The organism is Leucobacter salsicius M1-8, assembly GCF_000350525.1.
Classification (GTDB): domain Bacteria; phylum Actinomycetota; class Actinomycetes; order Actinomycetales; family Microbacteriaceae; genus Leucobacter; species Leucobacter salsicius.
The window spans coordinates 122,534-139,409 of record NZ_AOCN01000019.1; the positions used below are offsets into that span (position 1 = coordinate 122,534).

At 65.2% G+C, this 16,876-nt stretch carries 16 protein-coding genes; 6 read left to right on the forward strand and 10 right to left on the reverse strand.

The window, feature by feature from the left end; all coding sequences use genetic code 11:
- Positions 1 to 135 precede the first annotated feature (135 nt).
- The 3 genes from C795_RS0108250 to ypfJ all read left to right on the forward strand — a co-directional run bounded on the left by C795_RS0108250 (position 136) and on the right by ypfJ (position 4,152).
- On the forward strand, positions 136 to 2,220 hold the full coding sequence (locus C795_RS0108250; RefSeq protein ID WP_017793284.1) for an acyl-CoA dehydrogenase family protein: 2,085 nt from the start codon (positions 136 to 138) through the stop codon (positions 2,218 to 2,220).
- 65 nt (positions 2,221 to 2,285) lie between these two features.
- On the forward strand, positions 2,286 to 3,272 hold the full coding sequence (gene pip, locus C795_RS0108255; protein WP_017793285.1) for a prolyl aminopeptidase: 987 nt from the start codon (positions 2,286 to 2,288) through the stop codon (positions 3,270 to 3,272).
- Entirely contained in the window at positions 3,262 to 4,152 is an 891-nt protein-coding gene (ypfJ, locus tag C795_RS0108260; protein WP_026139547.1) for a KPN_02809 family neutral zinc metallopeptidase, read from the forward strand. The genes pip and ypfJ overlap by 11 nt, the downstream gene beginning before the upstream one ends.
- Before the next feature lie 21 nt (positions 4,153 to 4,173).
- On the opposite strand, the gene C795_RS0108265 is transcribed toward ypfJ, so the two are convergent.
- The gene (locus C795_RS0108265; protein WP_017793287.1) at positions 4,174 to 4,626 is read right to left on the reverse strand and encodes an Lrp/AsnC family transcriptional regulator; all 453 of its coding nucleotides are present in this window, start codon (positions 4,624 to 4,626) and stop codon (positions 4,174 to 4,176) included.
- A gap of 83 nt (positions 4,627 to 4,709) precedes the next feature.
- On the opposite strand from C795_RS0108265, the gene C795_RS0108270 reads away from it, so the two are divergent.
- Positions 4,710 to 5,330, forward strand: coding sequence for a LysE family translocator (locus C795_RS0108270; protein ID WP_026139548.1), 621 nt, complete (start codon positions 4,710 to 4,712; stop codon positions 5,328 to 5,330).
- Positions 5,331 to 5,351: 21 nt separating this feature from the next.
- Here the strand turns inward: C795_RS0108270 and C795_RS0108275 are convergent, their stop codons facing one another.
- The 5 genes from C795_RS0108275 to C795_RS0108295 form a co-directional block, all read right to left on the reverse strand.
- On the reverse strand, positions 5,352 to 6,266 hold the full coding sequence (locus tag C795_RS0108275; RefSeq protein ID WP_017793289.1) for a LysR substrate-binding domain-containing protein: 915 nt from the start codon (positions 6,264 to 6,266) through the stop codon (positions 5,352 to 5,354).
- Positions 6,263 to 6,631, reverse strand: a complete 369-nt coding sequence (locus tag C795_RS0108280) for an MGMT family protein (protein ID WP_017793290.1) — start codon at positions 6,629 to 6,631, stop codon at positions 6,263 to 6,265. The genes C795_RS0108275 and C795_RS0108280 overlap by 4 nt, the downstream gene beginning before the upstream one ends.
- Positions 6,632 to 6,693: 62 nt before the next feature.
- Entirely contained in the window at positions 6,694 to 7,818 is a 1,125-nt protein-coding gene (locus tag C795_RS0108285) for a fatty acid desaturase family protein (protein ID WP_017793291.1), read from the reverse strand.
- A gap of 187 nt (positions 7,819 to 8,005) precedes the next feature.
- Entirely contained in the window at positions 8,006 to 9,571 is a 1,566-nt protein-coding gene (locus C795_RS0108290; RefSeq protein ID WP_157487038.1) for an HNH endonuclease signature motif containing protein, read from the reverse strand.
- Positions 9,572 to 9,709: 138 nt separating this feature from the next.
- Positions 9,710 to 10,432 (reverse strand): VIT1/CCC1 transporter family protein, encoded by a 723-nt coding sequence (locus tag C795_RS0108295; RefSeq protein WP_017793293.1) that lies wholly within the window; start codon positions 10,430 to 10,432, stop codon positions 9,710 to 9,712.
- A gap of 222 nt (positions 10,433 to 10,654) precedes the next feature.
- Between C795_RS0108295 and C795_RS0108300 the strand changes: the two genes are divergently transcribed.
- Positions 10,655 to 11,140: an SRPBCC family protein gene (locus tag C795_RS0108300; RefSeq protein ID WP_017793294.1), complete on the forward strand. Its 486-nt coding sequence runs from the start codon at positions 10,655 to 10,657 to the stop codon at positions 11,138 to 11,140.
- Between the two features lie 89 nt (positions 11,141 to 11,229).
- On the opposite strand, the gene C795_RS0108305 is transcribed toward C795_RS0108300, so the two are convergent.
- The 4 genes from C795_RS0108305 to C795_RS0108325 all read right to left on the reverse strand — a co-directional run bounded on the left by C795_RS0108305 (position 11,230) and on the right by C795_RS0108325 (position 15,304).
- Complete coding sequence (locus C795_RS0108305; RefSeq protein ID WP_017793295.1) at positions 11,230 to 11,934, reverse strand: hypothetical protein; 705 nt, start codon at positions 11,932 to 11,934, stop codon at positions 11,230 to 11,232.
- Positions 11,935 to 12,541: 607 nt separating this feature from the next.
- Positions 12,542 to 13,117: a hypothetical protein gene (locus tag C795_RS0108315; RefSeq protein WP_017793297.1), complete on the reverse strand. Its 576-nt coding sequence runs from the start codon at positions 13,115 to 13,117 to the stop codon at positions 12,542 to 12,544.
- 105 nt (positions 13,118 to 13,222) lie between these two features.
- A complete protein-coding gene (locus tag C795_RS0108320; RefSeq protein ID WP_026139549.1) occupies positions 13,223 to 14,266 on the reverse strand; it encodes an LLM class flavin-dependent oxidoreductase in 1,044 nt (347 codons plus the stop codon).
- A gap of 135 nt (positions 14,267 to 14,401) precedes the next feature.
- Positions 14,402 to 15,304 carry a LysR family transcriptional regulator gene (locus C795_RS0108325; RefSeq protein WP_198008449.1) on the reverse strand — a complete coding sequence of 301 codons (903 nt, stop codon included), beginning with the start codon at positions 15,302 to 15,304 and terminating at the stop codon, positions 14,402 to 14,404.
- A gap of 111 nt (positions 15,305 to 15,415) precedes the next feature.
- Here C795_RS0108325 and C795_RS16300 point away from each other — a divergent pair, with 111 nt between their 5' ends.
- Complete coding sequence (locus C795_RS16300; RefSeq protein WP_198008450.1) at positions 15,416 to 16,780, forward strand: MFS transporter; 1,365 nt, start codon at positions 15,416 to 15,418, stop codon at positions 16,778 to 16,780.
- Positions 16,781 to 16,876: the final 96 nt, after the last annotated feature.

A 16,876-nucleotide genomic window follows, 5' to 3' on the forward strand; every position in this document is an offset into this window, starting at 1 on the left:
GCCAATGATGGCGCGAGGGGGCTGGGCCGCAATTGTGGCCCAGCCCCCTCGTGCTTGAACGGCATTCGTTCGCTCCCTAGGCTGAGGGCACAGTCGGGCACTGCCCGGCGCGCACATGCTGTCAAAGGAGCAACGATGAGCGACACCAGCCCCCAGGCAACGCCCCGCATTGATGTCACCGAGGTGGGCGACGCGCTTCTCGGGCGATGGAAGGCCGAGCGACTTGAGTCGCGCGCCCTCGCCGCGGACCCGCGGTTGCACACGATCCCCGGCCAGTCGATGGCCGAGCATCGCGAACGGGTCATGGAGCAGCTCGGCATTCTGGTCGAGAACGGCGCGATTCAGCGGGCGTTCCCCGCGAGCGTCGGCGGCGCCGACAACCACGGCGGCAACGTCGCCGCGTTTCAGGAGCTCGTGCTCGCTGACCCCTCCCTGCAGATCAAGGGCGGCGTGCAGTGGGGCCTCTTCGGCTCCGCGATTCTGCACCTGGGTAACCCAGAGCACCACGCGAAGTGGCTGCCCGACATCATCAGCCTGAAGCTGCCCGGTGCCTTCGCGATGACTGAGATCGGTCACGGGTCGGATGTGGCCTCGATCGGCACGACGGCGACCTACGATCCGGAGACGGAAGAGTTTGAGATCCATACGCCGTTCGCTGGCGCGTGGAAGGAGTTTTTGGGCAACGCGGCGCTGCACGGCCAGGCAGCCGTTGTGTTTGCGCAACTGATCACCGGGGGCGTGAACCACGGCGTGCACGCGTTCTTCGTGCCGATTCGCACGCCCGCCGGCGACATGCTGCCCGGCGTTGGCAGCATGGACGATGGCGTGAAGGGTGGGCTGAACGGTATTGATAATGGCCGCCTGCACTTCACGCACGTGCGGGTACCGCGCACGAACCTGCTCAACCGCTACGGCGATGTGGCCCCCGACGGCACCTACACCTCGCCCATTGAGAGCCCAGGTCGGCGCTTCTTCACCATGATCGGCACGCTCGTGCAGGGACGCGTTTCGCTCGATGGCGCGGCCGTGCGCGCGATGCAAGCGGCGCTCGCGATCGCCATCAAATACGGCAGCGAGCGACGACAGTTTCCCGGCGCTTCGGGCCGCGAGACGGTGCTGCTTGACTACGGCCAGCACCAGCGGCGCCTGATGCCACGGCTTGCCCAAAGCTACGCGATGGCTTTTGCGGACGAGCGGCTGCTCACCGTGTTCGACGAGGTCTTCTCGGGAGCGCGCGACACGGAGGAGAACCGCGAGGATCTCGAGACCCTCGCCGCCTCGTTCAAACCGCTCTCGACCTGGGCTGCGCTCGATACCCTGCAGGAGGCCCGCGAGGCCTGCGGTGGCGCAGGCTTCATTGCGAAGAACCGGTTCACCGGGCTGCGCGCCGACCTCGATATTTACGTCACGTTCGAGGGTGACAACAACGTGCTGCTGCAGCTCGTGGGCAAGCGGCTGCTCAAGGACTACGCGGCGCAGTTTGCTGGCGGTGACAAGGCGGCCCTCGCGAAGGCTGCCGCGACACAGTTGGGCGACCGGGTCAGCCGGTTTGGGCTGCGCCAGCTGGGACAGAGCATCGCCGACCTCGGAAGCGTTGCGCGCTCGGTCGACAGTCTGCGTGCCCCCGAGGCGCAGCGTGCGCTGCTGGCCGACCGGGTCGAGACGATGGTCGCCGAGGTCGCCGCCGCCCTGCGCGATGCCGGGCGCGGAATCGCGCGCGAAGACAAGCGGGCCCGCGCACTGGCGCAGGAGGACGCGTTCAATGCGCAGCAGCACAAGCTAATCGCCGCTGCGCGCGCGCACGCCGAGCTGCTGCAGTGGGAGGCATTTACCGAGGCGCTTGAGGGAATCAAGGATCCGGGATCGAAGCAGGTGCTCACATGGCTGCGCGACCTATTCGGCCTCGGGCTGATCGAAGAGAACGCCTCGTGGTACCTGATCGCGGGCCGCATCTCAGGACAGCGGGCCGAGGCGGTCACCGCCTATGTCGACCGACTGATCGGTCGCCTGCGCGGGCACGCGCTTGATCTCGTCGAGGCGTTTGGGTTCACCCCCGAGCTACTGCGGGCCGAGATTTCGACGGGCATCGAGGCCGAGCGGCAAGCTGAGGCGCAGGCCTATGTTGAGGCCGAGCAAGAGGCAGGCCGGTGGCCCATCCACGAGAAGGTGCTCCGGCAGCAGGGCAAGGCGGCCCCCAGCACTGAGCGGGTGGCTGGCTAAAATCGATCCGGATCGATGGGCCCCGCGGCTAGTAAGCCGCGGGGCCCAGTCAGTACAGTGGGATCATGACCGAGCTGCGCAGCCTGTACCCGCCCATTGAGCCCTACGCGCACGGCCTGCTGGCTGTGGGGGACGGGCACGAGGTCTACTGGGAAGTGTGTGGCAACCCAGACGGCAAGCCCGTCGTGTTCGTGCACGGCGGCCCCGGCGGCGGGTGTAGCCCCGACCAGCGGCGATTCTTCGACCCGGCTCGCTACCGGATCGTGCTCTTCGATCAGCGCGGCTGCGGCCGCAGCCTGCCGCACGCGAGCGATCCCGCCGCAGACCTGTCGTCGAATACCACGTGGCACCTCGTCGCCGACATGGAGGCGCTGCGAGAGCACCTTGAAATCGATGCGTGGCAGGTGTTCGGGGGGTCGTGGGGGTCGACACTGTCGCTTGCGTACGCGCAGACGCACCCGGCGCGGGTGACGGAGCTCGTCTTGCGCGGCATCTTTACGCTGCGCAAGACCGAGATCGACTGGTTCTACCAGGATGGCGCGTCGCACATGTTTCCCGACGTCTGGGAGGAGTACCTCGCGCAGATTCCCGAGGCGGAGCGGGGCGACTTCGTGGCTGCGTATCACCGACGCCTCTTCGATGCAGACCCGAGCGTGCACGTGCCCGCGGCGGTCGCATGGACCGTGTGGGAGCGCTCCACGTTGCGGCTGTTGGCCGACGAGGCGGGCATCGCTGCGGCACGGGCGGACGTGCCGGCGGCGGTCGCGTTCGCCCGAATCGAGAATCACTACTTTACGCACGGCGGATTCATGGAGGACGGGCAGCTCATTCGCGATGCGGGGAGCACGCTCCGAGACATTCCCGGCGTCATCGTGCAAGGCCGTTACGACGTTTGCACCCCGGCACGCACAGCCTGGGATCTACACCGGTCGTGGCCCCAGGCCGACCTTGAGATGATCCCTGACGCGGGCCACTCGTCCGATGAGCCGGGCATCATCGACGCGCTCGTGCGCGCCACCGATCGTTTTGGGAGCGATTCGTATGACATTTAACGACAATGCGCGCATTAATTCTGGCCGCGTCTCCAAGCGATCGGGCGCACGAAAGGGTGGCATGATTGCCGGTGGCGGCGTGGGAATCGCCCTGCTGCTCTTCATCGGCTCCCAGCTCCTGGGCGTCGACCTCACGCCGCTGCAGCCCGTCGCCCAGCAGTTCCTGGGCGGCCAGCAGGTGTCGCCCGAAGAGGTGACGGAGCTCGTCGACTGTAATACGGGCAAGGACGCAAACGCCGACGTTGAGTGCCGCATGGCGGGGGCGAGCGACTCGCTCGAAACCTACTGGGCCGGCCAGGTTGAGGGATACCGTGGGCCGGGTGAGGTGGTGTTGTTCACTGGGCAGACGAGCTCGGGGTGCGGAACCGCCGACACCGCTACGGGGCCGTTCTACTGCCCGCGGGACGAGTCGATCTTCATGGACGTCGCGTTCTTCAATACGCTGCGCGAGGATTTTGGTGCCAGTGGCGGATCCCTGTCGCAAATGTATGTGCTCGCGCACGAGTGGGGCCATCACATTTCCAACCTCACAGGGGTGCTCGGCAAGGTGGGCAACGAGAGCGGCCCGGCATCGGGCTCGGTGAGGCTCGAGCTGCAGGCCGACTGCTACGCGGGTTCCTGGGTGAAAGACGCGTCGACCGTACCCGACAGCGAGGGCGTGCCGTTCATGCAGCCCGTCAGTGAAGGAGAGATTGCGGATGCGCTCAACGCCGCCGCGGCGATCGGCGATGACAGCATCATGGAATCGGCGGGCATGCGAGTGAATCCCGAGCGGTTTACCCACGGAACGGCCGAGCAGCGTCAACGCTGGTTCATGACCGGGTACGAGAATGGCCCGGGCGCGTGCACGACATTTGACGTGTCCGCGTCGCGACTCTAAGGCCGCGCTATATGGTGCCAGCTACACCGGCACCACGATCGGCGCTTTGAGCGTCTTCATGACAATCGTTGACGTGATCTTGCGCACGCCCGGCAGCCCGGTGAGGACCTCGTCGAAGAAGCGCTGGTAGCTCATGAGATCGGGTGCGAGAACGCGCAGCAGATAGTCAATGTCGCCGAAGAGGCGCTGCCCTTCGACGACCTGTGCTTGCTCGTCGACCCTGCGCTCAAACTCTCGGATCGTATCTGAGTCGGTGACGTTGAGTTGCACGAAGACAATTGCTTCGAACGCGAGCCCCACGCGCTCGGGGTCGACGTCGGCGTGGAACCCCCGAATGACGCCGCTTGCCTCGAGCTCCTTCATGCGACGCAGCGTGGGAGCGACGGTCAGGCCCACACGCTGGGCCAGAGTTGTCGCACTTTCTCTGCCCGACAACTGCAGCTCGTGCAAGATTTCTCTATCAATCGCATCCATGACGCTAATAGTATGCGCAATCTATGTAGAACAAGCCCAATTGCACCAGCACTTGTGGTGTCAATTTCTCTACGATTCAAGGCATGGACATGGCACTGCTTGGCGCATTCGCAATCTCGGGAATCGGGTTTGCCTTTCTTCCCGGTGCCGACTGGGGGTACGCGATCGCCACTGGCGTGCGCGGTCGGGGGATCTGGCCTGCGGTGACGGGCCTCACCTTGGGCTACCTGCTACTCACCTTGGCAACGTCGTTTGGGGTGGCTGCCCTGGTGGCGGCATCGCCTCTCGGGCTTGACGTTATCACCGTCGCTGGTGTGGTGTACCTGGGATGGCTCGGCGTGCAGACGCTACGTTCGGCCAGGGAAGCTCGATATGCCGAGGCGGCAGGCACCCCTGGATCAACGCGTCGCATGTTCGTGAAGGGTGTGGCCACGAGTGGCACGAATCCGAAGGGGCTGCTGTTGTTCGTCGCGCTCCTGCCGCAGTTCGTTTCGCTGCGTGCGGACTGGCCTGCGAGCGCACAGATGCTCGTGCTGGGGGTCGTGTTTACCCTCACCGTGTTCGTCGTCTACACGCTGGTCGCGCTTACCTCGAAGCGGGTGATCTCGCGGCGCCCCGAACTCGCCCGCCTCGTGTCGTATGCGAGCGGGGCGATGATGCTCGTTCTCGCGGCACTGCTCGTTTTCGAACGCTTTCTGTCCTAGGGACGCAGCGCGAGACCCGGGTCAGTGGCGCTTGCCGCCGCCCTTCTTCGTCTTGCGAGCCGCAGCGCGCTTCTCGGCCTTCGCGCGTTCGGCCTTTTCGCGCACTGCCGCGAGCTGTGCACCGCGTGAATTGGGCTTCAGTTTCGGCTTCTTCTTCTGGGGAGCCGGGGCTGCCTGCTTCTTGGGAGCCTCGGTCGGGGACCCCGCGGCGGGGGAGCCCACGCGTGAACTGCGGGCCGTGCGGCCCCGCAGGATCCCGGCCAGTTGCTGCATGTCTGAGTCGTCGCGGCTAGCCTGCCAGGTCGCCCACACCATCGTGGGGGCGAGGTCGCCTACGACCGCAATGAGGACATGATCCTTCTTGTTCGAGATGTGGCGCGCGAGTGGAAGCGGAAGCAGCATCGCACCCACTCCGGTGGCAACGAGCTGGAGAGCCGCACGTGCGTTGCGGGGCTTCCAAGCCGGATCCGCCCACGGCTCGGGGGCCGGCCACTCGGGGGCGTGATCCGGATGATCAATGAGCGGAATGAGCGCGAGATCGGCCGTGGAGATTTCAGTCTCTTCGGCGAGTTCGTGGTCGACCGGCACGACGAGCGCGATGGTTTCGCCGTAGAGACGCAGCGCGCGCCGCGGGCCGCCTTCCTCGGCGCCCGCGGGAGTGCCGCTGGGGGCCGTGCGCTCGAGCAGCATGTCGTAGTCGGGGCTGTCAGCCTTGCTGGGAGCGAACGTCGCAGCGACGGGCACGAGCTCGAGCGGGGTGTGCGTTGCCACCAGGTAGCGCTTCGCCCACTTCGTCGGTGCGATGCCGCGCACGAACCCGAGACGCATGCCGGGGGCGCCGCTCGTGGGATCCGGGGCTGCGGTGTCGGCAGCGGCTGCGGCCTCACCGGAGGCTTCGTCTGCGGCATAGGTGAAGGGGATGACGTGTTCGCTCACAGGGCGACCTCCGCGTAGATTTCGTGCGTGTAGGGCAGGCGAGCGCTGGAGAGTGCGAGCCGGTATTCAGGTGCGTCGGGGGAAACCGTGGTGAGGGAGCCCTCCGAAGCCGCGTATCGCAGCGGCGTGGCCTCTTCAAGATAGTGGGGGAGCGCGGGGCGCGCGTGGCCCTGGGGCGGGAGCCCGGAGGCGGGCACCACGCGCCACCACGGCACCGCATGGCCATAGAGCGCCAACACGCGCCCGACGGCACGAGGCGCGTTTGAACCGATCGCGAGGGCGACGTCGCCGTAGGTCATGACCCGGCCCGCGGGAATTCGGCGCACCACACCGAGAACGGTGTCGACGAATTCGGGGCTGGGCATAGGGATAAGCCTACGCGCCCCGAGCGGGGTGCTGTGTCAGGAGTTGCCGGATGCGCTGGTGTTTAGCGGCCGTACTGGGCCGAGACCGGGCAGTCAAAGGGGTCGCGGGCAGCGAGCCCGACGCGGTTAAGGTACTCGATCACGATCGCGTACGAGCGCAACACCGTGGTTTCGGTGTAGGGCACGTCGAGCGCGCGGCAGTGCTCCAGGACGATCTTGCGCGCACGGGCGAGGTATGGGCGCGACATGCTGGGGAACAGGTGGTGCTCGATCTGGTAGTTCAGCCCGCCGAACATCGTGGTGGCCCACCAGCCGCCGCGAATGTTGCGCGAGGTGCGCACCTGCTTGCTGAAGAAGTCGAGCTTGGCATCGTGTGCGATGACGGGCATGCCCTTGTGGTTGGGCGCGAACGATGCACCCATGTAGACGCCGAAGACGGCGATCTGCACGCCGGCGAACGCGAATGCGAGGCCGAGGGGGAGGAACATGAAGATGGGGGTGTAGAAGAGGGCGAAGCGTGCGACGATCATGGACAGCTCGATCCAGCGGCCGCGTACCTTGCCGCGGCTCAGCAGGTGGCGGAAACCGTGCAGATGCAGGTTCAGACCCTCGAGCGTGAGGAGCGGGAAGAAGAACCAGCCCTGACGCTTGGTAATGGCGCGCACGATCCCACGAGCCTGAACCGCGTCTTCTTCAATGAACGAGATCGTGTCGACCTCAATGTCGGGGTCCTTGCCCACCTTGTTGGGGTTCTGGTGGTGGCGGCTGTGCTTGGAATCCCACCAGTCGTAGCTCATGCCCACAAACGCGATCAGCACGCGGGCGAGCCGGTCATTGGCGGGGCCGGAAGCGAGCACGGTACGGTGTGCCGCCTCGTGCGCGACGAACGCTACCTGGGTGAAGAGGAAGCCGACGGCCACTGCGATGAGAAGCTGGAACCAGCTGTCTCCCAGCAGGATGAACCCGGTGGCGGCAACGCCAAATCCGAGCGCGAGCGCGACGCCCACTAGCGCGTAGAATCCCTGTGCTCGCTTGAGCAGACCGGCCTCTCGCACCTCGCGAGACACATTCGTGTACGCCTTGGCGATGGGGGGAAAGTCCTCGGTGCGAGCTCGGGTATACCGGAGCGGTCCGAGACCATTCTTAGAGCCTTGCGAGTCGTGTGCGAGGGTAGACGTCAGCGTCATGAGCGGCACCTTGTTCCCTTCGGGCGACGTGTGGACACCCGGTCAGTGAAGCTAAAAGGCAGATGCCGATTGCTTTGGCTAATGTAACCGTTGAAGCATGCGATAACCGGTATGTATCCCGTGTATAAGGTGTATGCCGACATTTGGGGCTATTTCGTGTGTTGCGCGCGTCGACGGGAACGGTTGGTTAGAGCAGCTGGTTGTTCGGGTCTCTGGGGTCGGGTGCCTCGGCAAACCTGACATTCGTGCCGGTGCGCCACTCAGGTGTGCCGGCGGTTGCGGGCACGGTCAAGCCGATCCTGGAACCGCGGCCCGGGGGTCGGTCGGCATAGCTCCGCCCCGCAGGGCTTTTCCACGTCAACGTTCCCGTTGCGTCCTGCACCGGTTTCCATTCCGTGTGATGCTTTAGCGCGTGGTGTGACTTGCACAAGTGAGCCAAATTACCGGTCGCCGTCGCACCGCCGTACTGCCAGTCGATCGTGTGGTCGATCTCGCAGCTCATCGGAAGCCGAGTGCACCCGGGGAATCGGCAGTGCCGGTCGCGCGCCCGCAGCAGGTCACGCATCTGCTTCGTGGGCTTGTATCGGTCCACCCGCAACACGTTGCCGACACGATCCGCATCGACGCGGTAAATGTTGTGGGAAGTATCGAGCATGTCGCGCGCGACCCGCGCCGAGATCGGACCGTACCCGTCCAATTCACACTCCGGCCGGGGCGACACCGCGACCGGTAGCCCCGACTCAGGCTCGGGCTTGGCAACTCCCGCACCTTCAGCCGGGGTGAGGGCCGCGACCGGCACAACCACCTGCAGATGCGCGAAATACGTCGGAACGTCACTCCTTGGCTGCGCCCCACCCGCGAGGTCGAGATCGGTGTACGGGTTGCCACTGAGCAGGAGCTCCGAGAGCGTGTCTGCACGCACCTCATCAAGGCTTCGGGGCGGTGCTGACACATCGGAGGCTGGCGGGTCAACGCTGGCCTCGGGGCGCACCGCCTCAGCGGTTTCAGCCCGCCACGCCTGCTTCGCAATGCGTTGAATCCGGTCCCTAATCGCATACGCGACCTCGGCCGGTAGGAACGCATACAGCTCAGCCATGCCGTCCTCACGCTCAAGGATCTCCACCCTGCGCTGTGAGCGTGCGGCCTCGTGGCGTTCTTCGAGGGAGACCTCGGCAAACTGTTCCGCGAGACGCTTCGCGATCGGGCGCAGCCGGCCCGGTGTCTCGACCACCGCATACGTCAACACGGCTGCCTCATACCGGGCATGCCGGGCGAGGGCATCGTCCCCGCTCCCGATAATGACGCCCGCGTCACAGATCACCTGCACGTGCGCGACCCCGATCAGCCCGGCCCCGAGCACCTCACCCGTGGCCGGGTAGCGGGTGTCAAGCGCGTAAGCGAGATCGAATTCACGCTCCACCGCGTACTCGCTCACATGCAGCATCGCGGCAAGCTCGGCCCGCAATGAACGAAGCGCCATCTCGGCCGGGCTCGCGTCTGTGAGCGCTGCCGCCAGCATGCGGGCGTACTCGGTGAGCCGATCGCGATCCCTCGCGCGTTGGGCGCGGGTCAGCTCCTCGACGAGCAAGACCCCTGCCATGATGACGCGGGCCGAACGGCGGCGTTGCCGCTGCGCCTTACGGGATTTCCGAGCACTCTGCGCGCCTGAGGCTTGCCCGCCCGCGCGCCCACCCGCGCCCGGGCCACCGCCGCGCGGTGCGCGGGGATCCGGATCAGGGGGCTGCTCGTTCATATCCCTAGTACAGCCCATGCCACCGACATTCAGGCCCGGTTTTCGGGCCCTTCCGATACAAAGTTTCGGGCATTTCTTAGGTATGAACCCTACAACGGACCAGGAATAGAGACCGGGGCACGCAAGAGGCATGCCCGGCTAGCTGAACTCAGACACTCCCAGCAACGTGCCGATCGTGTAGGTGGCCGCGACCGCTACGCCGCCAAACAGGAGCTGGCGCAGACCGCCCATGATCCAGTTGCGGCGAGTGAAGCCGGCAGCGGCGCCGCCCGCGACGAGCAGGCCGGCCCCACCGAACGCGAGCCCCCACCACAGGTCGCCGAAGCCCAATAGGAACGGCAACACGGGAATCACGGCGCCCACGCTGAACGAAACAAGCGAGGAGATCGCGGCGACCCAGGGCGACGGCTTCTCTTCGGGGCTGAGTCCGAGCTCGTGCGCGAGGTGCACGCGCACGGCCTGTTCGGAATTAGCGTGCACCTGGTCCGCTGCATCCGCCGCCGTGCCAGGCTCCATGCCCAGCCTGCCAAACAATACGGCCAGCTCGGCCTGCTCGCCCCGGGGGTTGCGCGCGTGCGCATCGCGCTCCACCGCGACCTCGGCGTCGAGCTGCTCGTTTGCGGTGCGCACCGAGGTGAACTCCCCGAGCGCCATAGAGATGGCGCCGGCGATGAGACCCGAGACGCCGGTCAGCGCGACAACGCCGGTGGGGGCACCTGCCGCAGCAATACCGGCGATGAGGCCCACGTTTGAGACAAGCCCGTCCATAGCGCCGAACACGCTTGCGCGCAGCCAGCCCGACGAGACATCGGCGTGCCGGTGGTCGTAGTCGTGTGGGCTCGCAATGTCGAACTCAGTCATGGCTTGCTCCTCAGCATCTCGGCGCAGCAATATTCACACGCGCGATCGATCAGCATCGGCGCGCGCCGCATGCGCAGATAGTCACGTTAGCAATGATCCGGAGCGAGGGAGAAGCCCAGATCACACGTCGATCTGCCGCGAAACTGAGTTCGACAACCCGAACATTCAGAGGCTGTATGCCTGCGCGGCAGATACGCTTAGGGCGACCCCAAGGAGGCCGAAGTGGAAGCTAGCGGACGCGTCATATCCGGTGAAGGGCGACAGTATCTGAAACTGGCGCGCTCACTTGCCCTGCCGATCGACGAGGCGTGGGCGTTTCTCACGGAATCCGAGCTCACGGAGCGCTGGTTTGGCCCATGGGAGGGCGATGCCCAGCCTGGCGGGAGCGTGCGAGTACTCATGCGCTTCGAATCCAACGAGCCCGCGCTGCGCGTTGGGATTCGAGCGTGTGAGGCACCCAACAGGCTCGTGTTGCACGTGCTCGACGAAGGCGCAGACTGGGAGATCGGGTTCGAGCTCCAGGACGAGGGCCCCGACGACACACTGCTGATCTTCACGCATCTGCTCACAGAGCGCGTCGAGATCGGCGAGGTGGGCCCGGGGTGGGAGTACTACCTCGACCTGCTGGTTGCCGCGACCGAAGACACCGAGGAGCCCAGCTTCGAGCACTACTTCCCGGCCATGAGCGCGCAGTACCGCGCGATGTAGGTGTGCGCTGCGGGCGTGATCCGGGGTTTGATCCGGATCCGCCCGCAGCCGGGCCCCATACGCCCGCAGGCGCGTTGCCGCCCGGTGCGTTACAGCGTTGGGTTTGCCGCGAGCAGGCCGTCGATGGCTGCGGGGGCGTAGTCGAGCTCGCCATTGTCGAACACCGCGATCCAGACGTCTCCCGCGAACATGTAGTTCACCTGGGTGCTCATCGTCGACCCGTTGGGGCCTTCCTTGAGCTGATCGAAGGCGAAGTGCAGCACGCGTCCAGAGGACTTCTCGGTGATCGTTGGGTCGTCGCGCAGCGCCGCGATGAGCGTGGCCTGGTCAGCGGTGGGAACCTCGGCGACGTACTGGGTGACCGCGTTGTGGAAGTGCACCGGGTAGTAGCAACTTTCGACACGGATCGACTTCGCCAAGGTGTCTTTCGCCACCGCACCTGCAGTGTTTTCAAATATCTCGGGGCCTGCGGCCTGAATGGGGACTGAAAGATTGAGGTTCGCGATGGCTGCGGCGGCCTCATCGAACGCTGTCGAGTTCATGGCGTCACATGCCGTGGGAAGCACGAGTTCGACGGGCGCGGGAGCAGCTTCCTTCCCGACGGGCTCGGCCTCCTCGGCGGGCTCAGCTTCCTCGACCGGCTTCGGCTTCTCGGACTTACTGCTCACACGAGAGCCAGCGGGCTCTTGCGTGGGCCCGAAGCCAGGAATGATGCCGCAGCCGGTGAGCGTCAGCGCTCCGACCGTACACATCATGGTTACCGCGGCAACCGCCTTGAACCGGTGAAAACGCATCGATCTGCCCCCTGAGAATTACGAAAGCGTCAGCTATAGCCAGTGCTCAACAAAGTACTGGTGTTGCATTGAATTCGCTAATGCAGAGCCGGGTGAAGGCAGCGATTAGAAAGTGTCGTTCGAATGGAGTGTTGGGTCTCTGTGTCGAATACTTGCCGCCTCGTGCCTCCGCATGCGGGGCTACCGCAGTGGCTTGCTCTTTCGGAAGTCTGTGAGGGTCACACCGGCCAGGCGTAGGTGCTGAACCTGTTCGGTCCGAAACCCGCAGCAGACGATACCCGGTGCTTTGGCGCTGGAAGCGCGGTGACACGAACAGCATGTCGATGTAGCCGTCTGGCGCACCGTCTGAGAACTCGGCAACCTCGCCGTCAAGAACCGCGACGAAACTGTTTCGGGTGCTCATTGCGAGCTGCCACTAATCGAGATCCCGCTCCGCAGGCCGGGCCCACGCCTGCACCTGTTCTGGGATGTAGTCGGCCGCGGACGTCTGAGTCACAGAATCCATAAAGAGCGATAGTGTCGCTGCCGCGTACTCCTCACGGTACGAAGCTATGAACAGCCGGTGAGGCATGGGCTTACTCGCCCTGGTCTGGCAGTGAGTGAACCGCTAGGCGGATGGCGCGCTCGTTCGGTGCCACGAGAACCATGCGACCGCACAGAAGGCCGCGAGCATGACGAGATCGGCGATGAATGCGACAGGGGTCGAACGAGTGATCCGGGCGATAGGAAAAGCGACGGCGGCGAGCACCAGAAGCGCCGCACTCCAGCGCGGCGTGAGCCCGGTACGCCAATGCATCGCTCCCAAGAAGAGCAGTGCGGCAGGAAAGACAGGCCCAGCCAGGGTGAGAACGACGGCGACAGGGAGCGGGTAGACCTCGAACGTGGCAAGGGAGCGCCACTCAGTGACGCCAAAGATGGCCTCGAACACCCCCTGGAGTCCGAACACGACCGTGCCAAACATGCCAATGAGGACCAGCAGCAGCCAGAGCCCCGACAGAACGGGAAGCCGGAGGCTGAGTGCGTTGTATTCCCCGATCAGGCCAAACACCCAGGGTACGGTGGCTGTGGCGATGAGAAGCCCGCCGATCACGCCGTAATGTCCGTCAATCCAGAAGAGTGGCGACAGCGCGAAGATGAGTGGCCCGATAACCAGGCCCAGGCTCTGCAAGCGGCGCATCATCATGCGCACAGGGTAGCACTGCCTGTGATCCGACGTTTCAGTGGCTTGGACAACTCCGAAGCGGGAGGCATCCGGCGTCCTGTGCCAGATGCCTACCGCTCCAGGCAGCTAAACCGCGTCGCCCTGAACGGGCCCCTCGGTGTTCGGCTTCCACCCGAGCGCGGGCGCTACATGCTTCGCGAACGACTCGAGGACGTGCAGGTTGTACTCCGGCCCCAGTTGGTTCGGAATCGTGAGCATCAACGTGTCTGCGGCCATAACCGCCTCGTCCGCGAGCAACTGCTCGATCAGCCGATCCGGCTCGTCAGCATAGGTCTTGCCGAAGGTTGAGCGCATCCCATCGATCACACCGATCTGATCCTGGCTGTCGCGCAGCCCGAAGTACGCCTCATCGGTGGCGTTCATGATGGGGAACACGCTGCGGCTCACCGAAACGCGCGGCGGGCGGGTGTGGCCCGCTTCCCGGTACGCCTCGCGAAACACCTCAATCTGCCGACGCTGCAGCACATCGAGGGGCTCGCCGGTCGATTCAGTGAGCAGCGTTGAGCTCATGAGGTTGAGCCCCTTGCGGCCCGCGTCCACCGCGCTTTCCGAAGACCCCGCTCCCCACCAGATCCGGTCGCGCAGACCGGGGGAGTAGGGCTCGACCGCGAGCTTGCCTGCGGGCCCCATACGGGGGTCGGCCTCGGCAATGCCCTCGCCGTCGATCGCGCGCAGAAACAGGTCAAACTTCTCCCGCGCAATGTCGGCGCCGCGAGGATCGGTCGATCCGGTGTAGCCGAAGTTCTCCCAGCCGCGAATCGCAGGCTCGGGTGATCCCCGGCTGATGCCGAGCGCGATCCGGTTCATCGAAATTTCGTCGAGCGCCGCTGCCTCCTCAGCAAGATACAGCGGGTTTTCGTAGCGCATGTCAATCACGCCCGTGCCCACCTCGATGCGCTGGGTGCGTGCCGCCATGGCGGTCAGCAATGGAATCGGTGAGGCAGCCTGGCGCGCGAAGTGGTGCACGCGCACGTAGGCGCCGTTCACGCCGATTTCATCGGCGCCCTCGGCGAGCTCGATGGTCTGGCGCAGCATGTCGCCGGCGGTGGGTACGCGCGACCCGGGTACAGGACCGTAGTGCCCGAAGGAAAGGAATCCGAATGCTCTCATGACGAATGCAACCTGCATGCGTGCGCATCTATTCCCGCTGGTGTGGCATTGATTGCGCGGTCGCCCAATGCTCCACGCAAACGGAGCCCCAGGGTCGCCCGCGGAGCCCCTGGTGTGATCGGGTCCTGCGGGGTCCTAGTGTCGTGCGGGCTGCGGCCCGTGGTGCTCGGCCATCCACTCCGTCAGTGTCGAGGTGAGCTGCGCGATCTCCTTAGACGCAAAATGCTCGGGCTGCCACGCCGCATAGAGCGGCATTGTGATGCGCGCTCCGTCGGCCCCCAGCAGGGGGCGCCGGGTGAGCCTGAACGATGTGGGTAGCAGATCGAGACAGATGCCGCGCCCCGACGCGGCCATTGCGATCGCGAGGTCGGAAGACACGGGCTCGGCCGCGATCGTGACGCGATTGCGCACGGGCCAGAGTGCGTCATCGATGACCTGTCGGAGGCCGGTGCCCGAGGCGAGCACGATGAGCGGATCGTGTACGAGGTCCTCGACGGTCAGGTGGTCTTGGTCGCCCAGCGGGTGGTCTGGCGCAAAGTACGCCCACAGCGGCGCGCTGCCGACGAGTTCAGATCTGAGCCCCACGGGCGGAGGCATCGTGTTGATCGCAAAATCCACCTCACGGTTGAGCACGTGGGCGTACACTCGGTCGGCGATGTCGAGCTTCGTGTCAAAGATGGGGGCACCCGTCCCGGCCACGAACGGGGCGACGACGCCACGCACGGTGGCCGATGGGCAGGCGATGCGAAACTGGGGCGACTCTCCCAGGGCGATGCGCCGGGCAGTGCGATGCAGGGACTCGGCGCGGGCCACCAGGTCGCGCGCGAGCGGGATGAACTGGCGCCCAGCCGACGTGAGCCGCAGGCTCGTGTGTGCGCGATCAAATAGCCGAATCTCGAGGCGTCGCTCAAGCTCGCCAACCTGGCGGGAAAGTGCCGGCTGGCTGAGTCTGATGTGTTCGGCGGCGGCAGTGATGGAGCCGTGGTCGACGACCGCGAGAAACCCGCCGAGTAGTTTGAGATCCATCGAGTCATGCATGTTTTGCATACTAAACCACAGAAAGTATCATTTGACGGTATCCAATGCCGGTGCTGAGAATGAGACATGCGCGGCACCGAGGCCGTGCCCTTAATCAGCACAGGAGACTCGATGTCGACGAAGACACGGACTGCCAGATCTATTGAGATTCGTACAGGAATCGCCACGTTCGTCGGAACCGCGATCGAATGGTACGACTTCTTCATCTTTGGCACAGCAGCCGCCCTCGCCTTTGGGCCGGTGTTCTTCCCCGAGGCCAGCCCGGCGGTGGGCCTGCTCGCTTCGTTCGCTACGTTCTGGGTTGGATTCATCGCGCGCCCGATCGGTGGGCTCATCTTTGGTCATTTGGGGGACAAACTCGGACGCAAGGGCACTCTCGTCGCCACGCTGCTGATCATGGGCGTGGCAACCACGCTGATTGGCGTGCTGCCCGGGTATGCCACGATCGGCGTGTGGGCGCCCGTCATGCTCGTCGTGCTCCGCGCCTTTCAAGGCCTTGGCCTCGGCGGCGAATGGGGCGGGGCGGTCGCGATGGCGACGGAGAACGCCCCGAAGAAGCGCCGCGGCATCGCGGGCAGCTGGGTGCAGCAGGGATCGCCCGCGGGATCGATCTTGGCCACCCTAATCTTCCTCGCGGTCGGTTCACTTCCTGACGACCAGTTCCTGTCGTGGGGCTGGCGAGTTCCGTTCCTATTCTCGGGAATCCTCGTCATCGTCGCCCTCGTGATTCGTATCTCGCTCGAAGAGACCGAAGCGTTTACGCAGATGAAAAAGAGCGCTCGCGTGGTGAAGTCCCCGCTCGTTGAGGTCTTCCGCGTGGCACCCGTCGCGATTTTCCTCGGCATGGGTGCGAGTGCGATCGGTATCGCCGCCGCCTACTTCAACAACACGTTCACACTGGCCTGGACCACCACCGAGCTGGGCGTGGATCGCACGGTGATGCTCAATGTACTTCTAGTGATCGCGATCCTGCAGTTCATCGTGCAACCGGCCGCGGCGTTGATTGCCCACAAGATCGGCATGGCGAAGCTCATGGTCTGGGTGCTCACGGCCAACCTCATTACGACGATACCCACGTACCTGCTGATCGTCACGGGCGATCCGGTGCTCATCACGATCGGCCTCGCCCTCTCGACCATGTTCGGGGCCTCATACTTCGCGGTGCTCGCCGGGTTCCTGGCCAGCGCTTTCCCGCCCCAGGTGCGTTACTCCGGTCTGTCGATCGCGTACCAGGTATCCGCCACCATCGTCGGCGGAGCGACCCCGCTCGTCGCGCAGTCGCTCCTGAACGCCTTCGGGGGGGGCAGGTGTGGGGCGTCGCCGGCTACCACGGTCTCCTCATCGCGATTACGCTCGCGAGCGTCATCGCGCTCGCAAAGTACATTCGCAAGAACGAAGCCGCTTTTACCAACACCATTGCAGTGCCGGATCAGGAACCTGCGGGCGTCGAAGCCTAGCGGCCAGGATGCTCGGTGAGAGCGAGCACTGATCCGGATCAGCGGGGCGCGGGCCATCTTGGGCCCGCGCCCGGAGCTCCCGAGGTGGGGGCCGCACACCACGCAAGACGACTAC

Excerpts from the sequence above, each read along its gene's own strand:
- C795_RS0108285 (WP_017793291.1), bottom strand. The coding sequence starts at position 7,818 with ATGACGCTGACGTCTACCCTCGCACACGACTCGCAAGGCTCTAAGAAT.
- C795_RS0108295 (WP_017793293.1), bottom strand. The coding sequence starts at position 10,432 with ATGACTGAGTTCGACATTGCGAGCCCACACGACTACGACCACCGGCAC.
- pip (WP_017793285.1), top strand. The coding sequence starts at position 2,286 with ATGACCGAGCTGCGCAGCCTGTACCCGCCCATTGAGCCCTACGCGCAC.
- C795_RS16300 (WP_198008450.1), top strand. The coding sequence starts at position 15,416 with ATGTCGACGAAGACACGGACTGCCAGATCTATTGAGATTCGTACAGGA.
- C795_RS0108270 (WP_026139548.1), top strand. The coding sequence starts at position 4,710 with ATGGACATGGCACTGCTTGGCGCATTCGCAATCTCGGGAATCGGGTTT.
- C795_RS0108325 (WP_198008449.1), bottom strand. The coding sequence starts at position 15,304 with ATGCATGACTCGATGGATCTCAAACTACTCGGCGGGTTTCTCGCGGTC.
- C795_RS0108315 (WP_017793297.1), bottom strand. The coding sequence starts at position 13,117 with ATGATGATGCGCCGCTTGCAGAGCCTGGGCCTGGTTATCGGGCCACTC.
- C795_RS0108305 (WP_017793295.1), bottom strand. The coding sequence starts at position 11,934 with ATGCGTTTTCACCGGTTCAAGGCGGTTGCCGCGGTAACCATGATGTGT.
- ypfJ (WP_026139547.1), top strand. The coding sequence starts at position 3,262 with ATGACATTTAACGACAATGCGCGCATTAATTCTGGCCGCGTCTCCAAG.
- C795_RS0108250 (WP_017793284.1), top strand. The coding sequence starts at position 136 with ATGAGCGACACCAGCCCCCAGGCAACGCCCCGCATTGATGTCACCGAG.
- C795_RS0108290 (WP_157487038.1), bottom strand. The coding sequence starts at position 9,571 with ATGAACGAGCAGCCCCCTGATCCGGATCCCCGCGCACCGCGCGGCGGT.
- C795_RS0108265 (WP_017793287.1), bottom strand. The coding sequence starts at position 4,626 with ATGGATGCGATTGATAGAGAAATCTTGCACGAGCTGCAGTTGTCGGGC.
- C795_RS0108320 (WP_026139549.1), bottom strand. The coding sequence starts at position 14,266 with ATGAGAGCATTCGGATTCCTTTCCTTCGGGCACTACGGTCCTGTACCC.
- C795_RS0108280 (WP_017793290.1), bottom strand. The coding sequence starts at position 6,631 with ATGCCCAGCCCCGAATTCGTCGACACCGTTCTCGGTGTGGTGCGCCGA.